Source organism: Kluyvera intermedia, assembly GCF_034424175.1.
GTDB lineage: Bacteria > Pseudomonadota > Gammaproteobacteria > Enterobacterales > Enterobacteriaceae > Kluyvera > Kluyvera intermedia.
On the sequence record NZ_CP139986.1, the window covers coordinates 2,887,628 to 2,899,547 of the forward strand.

At 52.2% G+C, this 11,920-nt stretch carries 11 protein-coding genes; 6 read left to right on the forward strand and 5 right to left on the reverse strand.

Annotated features, from left to right (window positions below; genetic code table 11):
* Nucleotides 1–130 precede the first annotated feature (130 nt).
* Nucleotides 131–1,249 (forward strand): N-methyl-L-tryptophan oxidase, encoded by a 1,119-nt coding sequence (gene solA, locus U0026_RS14030; protein ID WP_062777956.1) that lies wholly within the window; start codon nucleotides 131–133, stop codon nucleotides 1,247–1,249.
* A gap of 46 nt (nucleotides 1,250–1,295) precedes the next feature.
* Nucleotides 1,296–1,409: a DUF2770 family protein gene (locus tag U0026_RS14035; RefSeq protein WP_073971202.1), complete on the forward strand. Its 114-nt coding sequence runs from the start codon at nucleotides 1,296–1,298 to the stop codon at nucleotides 1,407–1,409.
* On the opposite strand, the gene trhO is transcribed toward U0026_RS14035, so the two are convergent.
* The gene (trhO, locus tag U0026_RS14040) at nucleotides 1,406–2,467 is read right to left on the reverse strand and encodes an oxygen-dependent tRNA uridine(34) hydroxylase TrhO (protein WP_062777958.1); all 1,062 of its coding nucleotides are present in this window, start codon (nucleotides 2,465–2,467) and stop codon (nucleotides 1,406–1,408) included. The two genes, U0026_RS14035 and trhO, sit on opposite strands and share 4 nt — an antisense overlap.
* Nucleotides 2,468–2,695: 228 nt before the next feature.
* On the opposite strand from trhO, the gene U0026_RS14045 reads away from it, so the two are divergent.
* From U0026_RS14045 to U0026_RS14055, 3 genes are all read left to right on the forward strand, one after another.
* Complete coding sequence (locus U0026_RS14045; RefSeq protein ID WP_062777960.1) at nucleotides 2,696–3,616, forward strand: Kdo(2)-lipid IV(A) acyltransferase; 921 nt, start codon at nucleotides 2,696–2,698, stop codon at nucleotides 3,614–3,616.
* A gap of 133 nt (nucleotides 3,617–3,749) precedes the next feature.
* Nucleotides 3,750–4,967 carry a multidrug efflux MFS transporter MdtG gene (gene mdtG / locus U0026_RS14050; protein ID WP_062777962.1) on the forward strand — a complete coding sequence of 406 codons (1,218 nt, stop codon included), beginning with the start codon at nucleotides 3,750–3,752 and terminating at the stop codon, nucleotides 4,965–4,967.
* A 104-nt stretch (nucleotides 4,968–5,071) separates the two neighbouring features.
* Nucleotides 5,072–5,446 (forward strand): MysB family protein, encoded by a 375-nt coding sequence (locus U0026_RS14055; RefSeq protein WP_062777965.1) that lies wholly within the window; start codon nucleotides 5,072–5,074, stop codon nucleotides 5,444–5,446.
* Here the strand turns inward: U0026_RS14055 and U0026_RS14060 are convergent, their stop codons facing one another.
* The 3 genes from U0026_RS14060 to mdoG form a co-directional block, all read right to left on the reverse strand.
* Complete coding sequence (locus U0026_RS14060) at nucleotides 5,447–5,674, reverse strand: YceK/YidQ family lipoprotein (protein WP_062777981.1); 228 nt, start codon at nucleotides 5,672–5,674, stop codon at nucleotides 5,447–5,449.
* Nucleotides 5,675–5,815: 141 nt separating this feature from the next.
* On the reverse strand, nucleotides 5,816–8,344 hold the full coding sequence (mdoH, locus tag U0026_RS14065; protein ID WP_062777966.1) for a glucans biosynthesis glucosyltransferase MdoH: 2,529 nt from the start codon (nucleotides 8,342–8,344) through the stop codon (nucleotides 5,816–5,818).
* On the reverse strand, nucleotides 8,337–9,872 hold the full coding sequence (gene mdoG, locus U0026_RS14070; protein ID WP_126441008.1) for a glucans biosynthesis protein MdoG: 1,536 nt from the start codon (nucleotides 9,870–9,872) through the stop codon (nucleotides 8,337–8,339). The genes mdoH and mdoG overlap by 8 nt, the downstream gene beginning before the upstream one ends.
* A gap of 272 nt (nucleotides 9,873–10,144) precedes the next feature.
* On the opposite strand from mdoG, the gene mdoC reads away from it, so the two are divergent.
* A complete protein-coding gene (gene mdoC, locus U0026_RS14075; protein ID WP_062777971.1) occupies nucleotides 10,145–11,305 on the forward strand; it encodes a glucans biosynthesis protein MdoC in 1,161 nt (386 codons plus the stop codon).
* On the opposite strand, the gene ymdB is transcribed toward mdoC, so the two are convergent.
* Nucleotides 11,302–11,859, reverse strand: coding sequence for an O-acetyl-ADP-ribose deacetylase (gene ymdB, locus U0026_RS14080; protein WP_062777972.1), 558 nt, complete (start codon nucleotides 11,857–11,859; stop codon nucleotides 11,302–11,304). The genes mdoC and ymdB overlap by 4 nt on opposite strands.
* Nucleotides 11,860–11,920: the final 61 nt, after the last annotated feature.

Below are 11,920 nucleotides of genomic sequence, written 5' to 3' on the forward strand. Positions count from 1 at the left end.
TACTTTCCTCGAATTAAGCGCAAACAGGCACCTTCGGGTGCCTTAATTATTTCCACACTTGTATAACAACTGTAGGTTAATTACTCTACCAGACACTGTTTCACGCCTTATCATCGCGTCAGGAAAGACTATGCAATACGATCTCATCATTATTGGCAGCGGCTCAGTAGGTGCTGCGGCGGGTTATTATGCCCGTAAAGCGGGCTTAAATGTCCTGATGACTGACGCCCATATGCCTCCCCACCAGCACGGTAGTCATCACGGCGATACCCGTTTGATGCGTCACGCCTATGGCGAAGGCGAGAAGTACGTGCCGCTGGTGCTGCGCGCTCAGACGCTGTGGGATGAATTAGCCGCAGCTAGCGGTGAAGATATTTTTGAACGCAGCGGCGTGGTCAATCTTGGCCCTGCTGACTCCACTTTTCTCAATACCGTTGCCCAAAGTGCCGCCCAATTTTCACTACCGATAGAGCATCTTGATGCGGCTGCGGTCATGAAACGCTGGCCGGAAATTACCGTGCCACAGGATTATCAGGCTATTTTCGAACCTGACTCTGGGGTGTTGAAAAGCGAACTGGCAGTCAAGACGCTGATCGCCATGGCAAAAGATGCGGGTTGCGCACAGCTCTTCAATTGCCCGGTCACCGCCATTAAAAGCGACGCTAGCGGCGTAACGATTGAGACATCTGAAGGAAGTTGGCAGGGTAAAAAGCTGTTATTGACTGCGGGAACCTGGGTCAAGCAACTCTATCCAGAGCTGCCAATTCAGCCGGTGCGCAAGGTGTTCTCCTGGTTCCAGGCCGACGGCCGCTACAGTCAAAAGAATAACTTCCCGGCGTTTACCGGTGAGTTACCTAATGGTGACCAGTTCTACGGTTTCCCGGCGGTGGATGATGCACTAAAAATTGGTAAGCATAATGGTGGACAGATAATCAACAGCCCGGAAGAGCGTAAAGCTTTCGGCGCGGTAGCCACTGACGGTTCTGAAGCGTTCAGTTTCCTGCGACAAATCCTGCCGGGTATCGGTGGCTGTCTACACGGGGCAGCCTGCACCTACGATAATTCACCGGATGAAGACTTTATTATCGACACGCTACCGGGCCAACCGGATGTGCTGTTTATCGGCGGTCTGAGCGGTCACGGTTTTAAATTTGCAACGGTACTGGGGGAAATTGCCGCCCAGTTTGCTCAACAACAAACGCCTGAGTTTGATCTGAGCGCCTTTGCGCTAGACCGTTTTAACCATTAATAACAAAACGGCCCCGTATTACCGGGGCCGTTCATTAGAGAATACTATGCGTCGCCTGCTCGACTTCCTTATCAACAACATCCGCGAACACCTGATGCTCTATCTGTTGCTTTCGCTCCTGCTGGCCCTGCTCGACGTCGCGTATCTCTATTTTAGCTAGTTGCTGCTGGTTTCCGGGTCAGGAATACCCAGTTGGGTATTTAAACGGCCACGCGATTTATTAAAGATCTTATTGCCATTTTCACGCCCAGCCCGGCGCAGTCGCTGCTCTTCTTCCGGCAGTTTATGCTCTTCCTGACAGGCTTCGCTGCAGCAACCCTCATATTTTACGGCGCAAACCGGGCACTGGATAAACAGCAGGTGGCATCCATCATTCAAGCAATTGGTATGGCTATCACACGATGAACCACACTGGTGACAATGGGAAATCACTTCATCAGAAATACGCTCGCCCATACGTTCGTCAAAGACAAAATTCTTACCGATAAAACGCACCGGCAGACCTTGTTCGCGAGCGCGGCGCGCGTACTCAATGATACCGCCTTCTATATGCCATACCTGTTTAAAGCCGTTATGCTTCATAAAAGCGCTGGCTTTTTCACAGCGGATGCCACCGGTGCAGTACATCACAATTTTTTTATCTTTGTTTTCCTGCATCATCTCAACCGCTTTTGGCAGCTGTTCGCGGAAGGTATCCGCAGGAATTTCTAGCGCATTATCAAAATGGCCGACTTCGTATTCATAATGGTTACGCATATCGATAAACACCGCATCAGGGTCATCGAGCATGGCGTTAACTTCCGCCGCCTTCAAATACTTACCCACATTGCTGGCATCAAAAGTCGGATCCTCAATGCCATCGGCCACAATGCGATCGCGCACTTTCATGCGTAGCACCCAGAAAGATTTGCCGTCATCGTCAAGCGCAATATTTAGGCGCAAATTCTTCAGGGCCGGGTCGAAGCTGTCCAGGCATGCACGCAGTGCATCAACATTGCTCGCAGGAACGCTAATCTGCGCATTGATCCCTTCACGTGCAAGATAGACGCGGCCAAAGACATTCAACGCTGACAACGCCACGTAGAGAGCATCACGGGTCGCTTTTGGGTCGACGATGGTGAAATATTTATAGAATGAGATAGTGGTGCGTGGCTCAGTTTCAGCCAGCATCTGCGCTTTCAGCGTCTCATTCGATATGCGGTTATGTAACACTGGCATGGTGTTCTTATCCTGCAAAATTGAATTGATGGGTTTAGTAATAAACGCCGCGCATAATATAGCAATCACTGTTAATTTACATCCCTGCATTTTGCGCTACATTATCATCATCAATCATCACCTAAGAAAAACAATTGTTTGAATTAGCGTCAGTCGAGAGCTGGTCGTTTTGGATGACAGGAAAAAAGTGCAACAATAGCGTCAGTTGCTCATGACAACAGGATAGACATGACCCAGTTACCCAAATTTACCGCCGCACTATTACATCCCCGATACTGGCCATACTGGTTAGGTGTGGGTTTTTTGTGGTTAATCGTGCAGTTACCGTATCCGGTTCTTTACCGATTGGGGAATAGCCTGGGCAGGCTGTCTTTGCGCTTTATGAAGCGCCGCGCGAAAATTGCTTACCGCAATCTTGAACTGTGTTTCCCCGAGAAGACGGATGCAGAACGTCATCAGATGGTCGTCAAAAACTTTGAGTCGGTCGGCATGGGCGTCATCGAAACCGGGATTGCCTGGTTTTGGCCAACACGCCGGGTCAATCGTTGGATGGACGCCAGTGGCCTTGAACACATTCGCGCCGTACAGGATTCCGGGCGTGGTGTTTTGCTGATCGGTATTCATTTCCTGACGCTAGAGATGGGCGCACGCATGTTCGGCATTCACAATCCCGGGATTGGTGTCTATCGTCCAAACGACAACCCGGTTATTGACTTGATGCAAACCTGGGGTCGTATGCGCTCCAATAAAGATATGATTGACCGCAAAGATCTTAAAGGCATGGTACGCGCCCTTAAAAATGGTGAAATCATCTGGTATGCACCGGATCACGATTACGGCCCACGCGCCAGCGTATTTGCCCCGCTGTTTGCCGTTAAGGATGCTGCAACAACCTCCGGCACCTGGATGCTGGCAAAGATGTCCAAAGCCTGCGTTGTCCCGTTCGTTCCGCGCCGTAAACCTGATGGTAAAGGTTACGAACTGATTATTCTGCCGCCAGAGTGCAATCCGCCACTCGATGATGCGCAGACCACCGCGACATGGATGAACAAGATCATCGAAGAATGCATCATGATGGCGCCTGAGCAATATATGTGGCTCCACCGCCGCTTCAAAACCCGGCCTGAAGGCGTTCCCTCTCGCTACTAACCATCAAAACGCGCAGCCCCGGCTGCGCGTTTTAGCTTTAAAAGCTTCTCGCATTGCGACGGTATGAACACAGGTGCATAATTAGCAGGCTTATAAACACACCCTTTTGGCGTGATACCGCCCGCGGAATCTTATGCAACCCTCAGATGTGCCCATTAACTGGAAGCGTAATCTCGCTGTCGTCTGGCTAGGCTGTTTTCTAACCGGCGCCGCATTCAGTCTGGTAATGCCCTTTCTCCCCCTCTACGTCGAACAACTTGGCATCACCGGCCATAGCCAGCTCAACATGTGGTCTGGGTTAGTATTCAGTATCACCTTCCTGTTCTCCGCCATTGCATCACCGTTGTGGGGCGGGCTGGCTGACCGTAAGGGGCGTAAAATTATGCTGCTGCGTTCAGCCCTCGGGATGGCTATCGTGATGCTGCTGATGGGGCTGGCGCAGAATATCTGGCAGTTTCTGATTCTGCGGGCGCTACTTGGGCTTCTGGGCGGTTTTATTCCCAATGCGAATGCGTTAATCGCCACGCAAATTCCGCGTCATAAAAGCGGTTGGGCACTGGGTACGCTCTCGACAGGTGCGGTCAGCGGCGCATTGCTAGGGCCGCTCGCTGGAGGTTTTCTGGCAGATAACTACGGCCTGAGGCCTGTATTCTTTATGACTGCCACCGTGCTGCTAATCTGCTTTGTTCTGACGCTGTGTTTTATTCGTGAACAGTTCACGCCAGTGTCTAAAAAAGAGATGCTGCACGTCAAAGAGGTGTTTGGCTCGTTAAAGAACCGCGAACTGGTGCTGAGCCTGTTTGTGACCACATTGATTATTCAGGTCGCCACCGGTTCAATTGCGCCGATTCTGACGCTGTATGTGCGCGACTTAGCGGGGAATATCAGCAATATTGCGTTTATCAGCGGCATGATAGCCTCGGTGCCCGGCGTTGCAGCGCTGCTGTGCGCGCCGCGTCTGGGTAAGTTAGGCGACCGTATCGGCCCGGAGAAAATCCTGATTGTGGCCTTAGTGGTATCGGTGCTGCTGCTAATCCCCATGTCGTTTGTTCAGACGCCGTGGCAACTGGGTATCTTACGTTTTCTGCTGGGTGCCGCAGATGGTGCGCTGCTGCCTGCCGTACAAACGTTACTGGTGTACAACTCAAGTAACCAAATTGCCGGACGTATTTTCAGCTATAACCAATCATTTCGCGATATCGGGAACGTCACCGGGCCGTTGATCGGTGCCGCAGTCTCGGCACAGTACGGCTTCAGAGCCGTATTTTGCGTCACCGCTATGGTGGTGTTGATTAACGCCATTTACACCGGAATCAGCCTACGCCGCCGCGCATCCCCTTCCCGCCCTTAATACACTTGCCCGGTGGTTTGTATAAATTAAAAGCGCCGGGCGTGTACAAGTAAAAACTTAAGCTATTATTTCCCTGAATACCCATCAAATTGCAGGGAGTTGAGATGACTTTATACGCCACACTCGAAGAAGCTATTGATGCGGCTCGCGAAACGTTCCTCGCCGATAATCCTGGCCTTGAGGAAGGTGACGCGAATGTACAGCAATTCAATATGCAGAAGTACATTCAGCAAGACGGCGACATTATGTGGCAGGTCGAGTTCTTTGCCGACGATGACGAACAAGGTGAATGCTTGCCGATGCTCAGCGGCGAAGCCGCTCAGAGCGTGTTCGACGGCGATTTCGATGAAGTGGAACTGCGCCAGGAGTGGATCGAAGAAAATACGCTGCACGAATGGGATGAAGGCGAGTACCAGCTTGAACCCTCACAGGATACCGAAGAGGGTCAGGCCGCGGCTGACGAATGGGATGAACGCTAGTTACTCGTAAGGACCATGGCTGGCGTCAATGGGCAACAGTAAAGTATCAAAGACCAGCGAGAACGGCAGATCGAGGATAGTCACGTAACGCCACGCTGAATCACGCAAGTCCCATTGTACCCCTGGATAATACTGATTCCCGTGGCCCTGCCCCGGGATTGTCCGGCTGATAATACTGCCGCAACCACTCAGCACTAGCGCCATAGCAGAGACCAGGATAATTCGTATCACGTCGTCATTCCTCATTAAACAGGCAAAAAAATACCGGCACAGTATGCCGGTATTTTCTGTCGGTGAATATGTCTTCCACGCATCCCCGGAGTCGGTGTAACCACCTCGTCCGGGCTACCGGTCGGAAGCCTATCACCCTTATTTCGTTTTTAATGCCAACGGGTTCAGCTTCAGCTTATCGTACTCACTCACCCAGGACGTATATCTCTCAGGCGAAGCCCAGACACGATAGTGCAAACGCGCCAGCGTCACCGGGTCGCTCAGCAGCACCAGACGACGGTCGCGATTGAGTTTTTCCGGCGTTTCGTTCAGTGCCTGCTCAACATGACGATCGCGAGCGATCTCCAGCACATGGCTGGCACGGTGACGCGCTGTCGCCATGGCTGTCGCCAGGGCATTAAACGACGGGTTAAACACCGCATGCATAAAGCCATCATCGAGGATGCGTTCGCGGTTAAGCTTCAGATACGCTTCGGTATCGGCCAGCACTTTCGGCGTGTTGTATTCCTCTGGGATCAAGAACAATTTCCAGCGCTTGGAGCGCAGTCCGTTGGTTGCCCTGCTGGACACCACCGACACAAACGGCGACAGAATCAGCGAGAAGACAATCGGCGCCAGCCAGAACAGGAAGCGCAGATCCAGCCACGCCATGCCAACGGCCCAGACCAGGCCCAGCAGCATCTGCGAGCCATGACGCATAAAGGCTTCACCCCACGGCGTAGAGTCATCATCACGCTGCGGCGAGTTCCAGACCACTTCCCAACCGAGGAATGCGCTGACCACGAACACGGTGTGGAACAGCATACGCACCGGCGCCAGCAGTACTGAGAACAGCACTTCCAGCAGCAGAGAAATCGTGACGCGAACGAAACCACCGTACTCTTTAGAGCCTTTGCACCACACCAGAATAATGCTCAGCAATTTCGGTAGGAACAGCAGCACCATCGTGGAAGCAAACAGCGCAATCGCCAGCTCAGGACGCCACTGCGGCCACACCGGGAACAGCTGGCGTGGTTGCAGGAAGTACTGTGGCTCAGTCAGCGCATGGACAACCTGTAACGCGGTCGACAAGGCCAGGAACATAAACCACAGCGGCGCGGAGAGGTAAGACATAACCCCCGTCAGGAACACCGCACGGTGTACCGGGTGCATACCTTTGACCAGGAACAGACGGAAGTTCATCAGGTTACCCTGACACCATCGACGGTCACGCTTGAGTTCATCCAGCAGATTCGGCGGCAGTTCTTCATAGGAGCCCGGCAGGTCATAGGCAATCCACACGCCCCACCCTGCACGACGCATCAGCGCAGCTTCAACGAAGTCATGCGACAAAATGGAGCCAGCAAAGTTACCGTCACCCGGCAACGGTGCCAGCGCACAGTGCTCGATAAACGGTTTCACGCGGATAATAGCGTTGTGGCCCCAGTAGTGCGATTCCCCCAACTGCCAGAAGTGCAGGCCCGCGGTAAACAGCGGTCCGTAGACACGAGTCGCAAACTGCTGACAACGTGCATACAGCGTGTCCATTCCGGAGGCGCGCGGTGAAGACTGGATGATCCCCGCATTCGGGTTCGCTTCCATCAGGCGCACCAGGTTGGTCAGACAGTCGCCGGACATTACGGAGTCGGCGTCCAGCACCACCATGTAGCTATACTGATTGCCCCAGCGACGACAGAAGTCATCAATGTTGCCACTTTTACGTTTCACACGACGACGACGACGACGGTAGAAGATCTGCCCTTCGCCCTGCACCTCTGCGATAAGCTCCATCCAGGCCTTTTGTTCTGCAACGCAGATGTCCGGATTGTAGCTGTCACTTAAGATGTAGACGTCAAAGTGTTTCTCCTGCCCGGTTGCTTTAACAGACTCCCAGGTCGCACGCAGACCCGCAAATACGCGGGACACGTCCTCATTACAGATAGGCATAATCAGCGCCGTCCGGTGTTCCGGATTCAGCGGCTCATCGCCTACCGTCGAGGCAGAAATACTGTATTTATCGCGACCTATCAGCAGTTGCAGGAAGCCCATCAGCGCGGTCCAGAAACCGGCAGAAACCCAGCAGAACAGCACCGCGAACAGGATAAGGATCCCCGTTTGCAGCAAATACGGCAGCAGCTGCATAAAGGAGACCCAGACGTTTTGTCCAACCATATCGGCAGGATTGATCAACGCCCATCCTTGATACGGAAGAATGGTCTTCATGTACCAGGTAGCCACTACGGTCTGCGCCAGCGTCAGGATGAGCAGCGTATAGCGGCGTAAAGAACCCACCGTACGCCATTTTGCCTCATGCTCCTGCTCTTCTTTGGTCAGGCGGGAAAGATAGCGTGGCGTAACATCACGTCCACGAAGGCGATCCCAAAAACGCCCCACCGGGTTTGTCCGCCAAGGATCGGGGAACATAGAAGAACGCGTTGCCTTCGGCATCGCCTTAAGCTGAGCACGTCCTTCATCATCTTTGGTGAGCTGATCGCCCGCCAGAGAGTCAGGCCAGCTCTGTTCGAGCCGGGCCTTAACGGATGCCAGGGGCGTGTCATCATCACGGGAAAAAGTCTGATGTTCGCCATCAAGCGCTTCATGAACAGCACGAATACTCGTGCTGGGAAGCGCTGCTTTTTCGGTATCCGTAAGCGACAGTGCGTCGATGTACTTCGTTGTGTTATTCATTTGCAGGCAGCTGATAGCTCCAGGTTTCACTCAGCGGCTGATCGGCGTTGACCAGTGCGGCGCGCATTTCAGTGGTTTTCTTCGGATCTTTCACTTTCACGCGCAGCGTTAAGCGCCAACCTTTGGTGACCGGGTTGTAGCGAACGCTGTTTTCGACGATTTCACCGTTGTCGCCAATGCTGGCCTGCGCCGTTACCGGCGTATCCTGCGGCATTTTGCGCATATCTGCGCCGGTGAAGTCGACCACGAAGGCCACCGTACCGTCTGGCTGACGAATCAGATTAGACTGTTTCACATCACCGGTAGAACGACGGGTCTGCATAACATAAGCGCTGTCAGCGTCGTGCAGTTTTTCTTCGTCACGGGTGAAGGTGATGGTGTACTTGTAGTTCATCTCTTTACCGGCTTCCGGCAACTTGTCCGGCGTCCAGTAAGCGACGATGTTATCGTTGGTTTCGTCGTTGGTCGGAATTTCTACCAGTTCAACGGTCCCTTTACCCCAGTCACCTTTTGGGGTGATCCAGGCGCTTGGACGCAGATCATAGCGGTCGTCAAGATCTTCAAAGTGCGAGAACTGACGGCCACGCTGCAGCAAACCAAAGCCCTGTGGGTTTTCGGTAGCAAAGCTGCTTACGGCCAAGTGTTTAGGGTTGTTCAGCGGACGCCAAATCCACTCATCGTTACCCGCATGAATCGACAAACCGTTTGAATCATGCAGTTCTGGACGATAGTTGGTCGCCTGCGACGGCTGATTTGGCCCAAACAGGAACATACTGGTTAACGGTGCGACACCCAATTTGCCGACTTTATCGCGAAGATAGATTTTGGTCTGTACGTCAACCACGGTATCGCGACCAGGCATAACCACGAAACGGTAAGCACCGGTTGCACGTGGAGAGTCCAGCAGCGCATAGATAGTCAGGCGTTTATCATTGGCTTTCGGACGCTCAATCCAGTATTCACGGAAGCGAGGGAACTCTTCACCGGATGGCAAAGCGGTGTCGATAGCCAGACCACGCGCGGACAGACCATATACCTGGCCCTGACCGAGCACGCGGAAATAGCTAGCACCCAGCATGCTCACGATTTCGTCGTTTTTATCTTTGCTGTTGACAGGGTAAAGCACTTTAAAACCGGCGAAACCAAGGTCTTTCACCGTGTCTTTATCGTGTTTAACGTCACCAAAAGTAAAATAGTCCGGGCTGTATTTAATTTTACGCACGGAAGTCGCCGTGACTTCATTAATGGTCACCGGCGTGTCGAAGTACATACCCTGGTGGTAGAATTCGAGCTTAAATGGGGTCTTTATTTTGTTCCAGTAGGCCTTATCGTGGTTGAACTGGATTTGCTGGTAGTCCGCATATTTCATATCGCGGAACACGGATGGCAGGTTGCTTTTCGGCGCTTCGTAGCTTTTATCCGCCAGCGACTTAGCCTGCTTCGCAACGTCATCAATAGTGAATGCCCATGCAGATGAAGTACACAGGGACAACATTACGGCTGCGCCTAACCAACGCAGTTTCATCATCTGTGGTGTATGTTTCATATAACTAAGCACTTCCCCCTTTGTGTGCTTAAATCGATCCGATCCATTTTACTGGAAATTCAAGCAATCCGACAACATAATCCCCATATTGTTCAGTGCAGTGGCTTATGGAGTAAGCAACTGGTCACTGCACTTTGCACTTTGCGTGCTTATCCTGGAGACAGGTAACCAGAGTTAGTGTAGGGTTGCCAACGAATGTAATCTTTATCGTCTGGCTACGTAAGGCGATTAGTCTGAGAATCTTGCCTAACCCTATGAATAACAAACCCGCACAGCGTGAATACTTCCTCGACTCCATTCGGGCCTGGTTGATGCTACTGGGAATACCCTTTCACATCTCATTACTTTACTCCAGCCATACCTGGCATATGAACAGCGAAACACCCTCATGGTGGCTGACGCTGTTTAACGATTTTATTCACGCTTTTCGCATGCAGGTGTTCTTTGTTATCTCCGGCTACTTTTCCTATATGCTTTTTTTGCGTTATCCACTTAAAAAGTGGTGGAAAGTCCGCGTAGAGCGCGTTGGCATCCCATTGCTGACCGCGATCCCACTGCTCACGTTGCCGCAATTTCTGATGTTGCAATATGTAAAGGGTAAGACGGAAAGCTGGCACACGCTCAGTTTCTATCAAAAATATAATACGTTGGCCTGGGAACTGGTATCACACCTGTGGTTCTTGCTGGTGCTCGTCGTATTGACCACGATTGGGATTGCCGCATTCCGCCTGATGCGCCGTCGCCAGATGCGCAGACGAGCCGATCTTTTCGATAATATGTCGATGGCAAAACTGACGCTGATATTTCTACTGCTGGGCGTGGTTTACGCCGCCGTTCGCCGTACGCTTTTCCTGCTCTATCCGCCGATCTTAAGTGATGGCTTGTTTAACTTCGTCGTGATGCAAACGCTTTTTTACGTACCGTTCTTTATTCTGGGCGCACTGGCCTTTATCCACCCTCGGCTAAAAGCGCTCTTTACCACCCCTTCTCCCTGGTGCATTTTTGCGGCATTACTCGGGTTTGTCGCTTATCTCATGAACCAGCGTTATGGGTCGGGTGATGCGTGGATGTATGAAACAGAATACGTGATTACAATGGTGCTGGGGCTGTGGATGGTCAACGTGGTGTTCTCGTTTGGCTATCGTCTTCTGAATTTCCAGTCATCGCGAGTGACCTATTTCGTCAATGCCTCTTTGTTCATCTATCTGGTCCATCATCCCTTAACGCTGTTCTATGGCGCGTGGATTATGCCAAATATCAGCTCAAATTTGCTGGGCTTTACCACCGGTCTTATCTTCGTTGTCGGCTGCGCAATCGTGCTCTATGAAATTCATCTGCGCATTCCGCTGCTGCGTTTCCTGTTCTCCGGAAAACCGCAGCAAAAGGTCGAAAAAGCGCAGACGGCTAGCCGTTAAGTATTGGCGTCATTAGCCAGACTCGGAATGCGGGTCTGGCTCAGTTGATGTTGATATAACGCCAACATCTCTTCATCAAAACAAACAAAATAGACAACCTCAGGCAGGCTTCGGCGAGTCAAAAAAGCGGCAACCGTATTAACGGCGATTTCTACGGCTGCTTCATGAGGATACCCATACGCACCGGTCGAAATAGCTGGAAACGCCAGTGTGTGGTAACCGTTATCCAGCGCCAACTGCAAACTATTGCGGTAGGCCTGCTCTAACAGCGACGCTTCGTGCTCCCCTCCCCCCTGCCACACCGGCCCGACGGTATGAATCACTGCTTTCGCTTTGAGATTTCCCGCATGGGTAATCACCGCATGCCCAGGTGGGCAGGTGCCCTGCTGCTGACGCACAACGGCGCAAGCTTCCTGCAATGCAGGTCCAGCGGCTCGGTGAATAGCACCATCGACACCGCCGCCGCCCATTAGCGACGGGTTGGCGGCATTGACAATAACATCCACCTCGAGGCGAGTGATATCGCCCTGCAGCACCTGAATTCTTTCGGTCATGCTCACAATCCTCTGACTAAGACTGCCCTATTGTCTACCATAGACAACGCAGACCGCAATT

Excerpts from the sequence above, each read along its gene's own strand:
- solA (WP_062777956.1), top strand. The coding sequence starts at position 131 with ATGCAATACGATCTCATCATTATTGGCAGCGGCTCAGTAGGTGCTGCG.
- U0026_RS14035 (WP_073971202.1), top strand. The coding sequence starts at position 1,296 with ATGCGTCGCCTGCTCGACTTCCTTATCAACAACATCCGCGAACACCTG.
- trhO (WP_062777958.1), bottom strand. The coding sequence starts at position 2,467 with ATGCCAGTGTTACATAACCGCATATCGAATGAGACGCTGAAAGCGCAG.
- U0026_RS14045 (WP_062777960.1), top strand. The coding sequence starts at position 2,696 with ATGACCCAGTTACCCAAATTTACCGCCGCACTATTACATCCCCGATAC.
- mdtG (WP_062777962.1), top strand. The coding sequence starts at position 3,750 with ATGCAACCCTCAGATGTGCCCATTAACTGGAAGCGTAATCTCGCTGTC.
- U0026_RS14055 (WP_062777965.1), top strand. The coding sequence starts at position 5,072 with ATGACTTTATACGCCACACTCGAAGAAGCTATTGATGCGGCTCGCGAA.
- mdoH (WP_062777966.1), bottom strand. The coding sequence starts at position 8,344 with ATGAATAACACAACGAAGTACATCGACGCACTGTCGCTTACGGATACC.
- mdoG (WP_126441008.1), bottom strand. The coding sequence starts at position 9,872 with ATGATGAAACTGCGTTGGTTAGGCGCAGCCGTAATGTTGTCCCTGTGT.
- mdoC (WP_062777971.1), top strand. The coding sequence starts at position 10,145 with ATGAATAACAAACCCGCACAGCGTGAATACTTCCTCGACTCCATTCGG.
- ymdB (WP_062777972.1), bottom strand. The coding sequence starts at position 11,859 with ATGACCGAAAGAATTCAGGTGCTGCAGGGCGATATCACTCGCCTCGAG.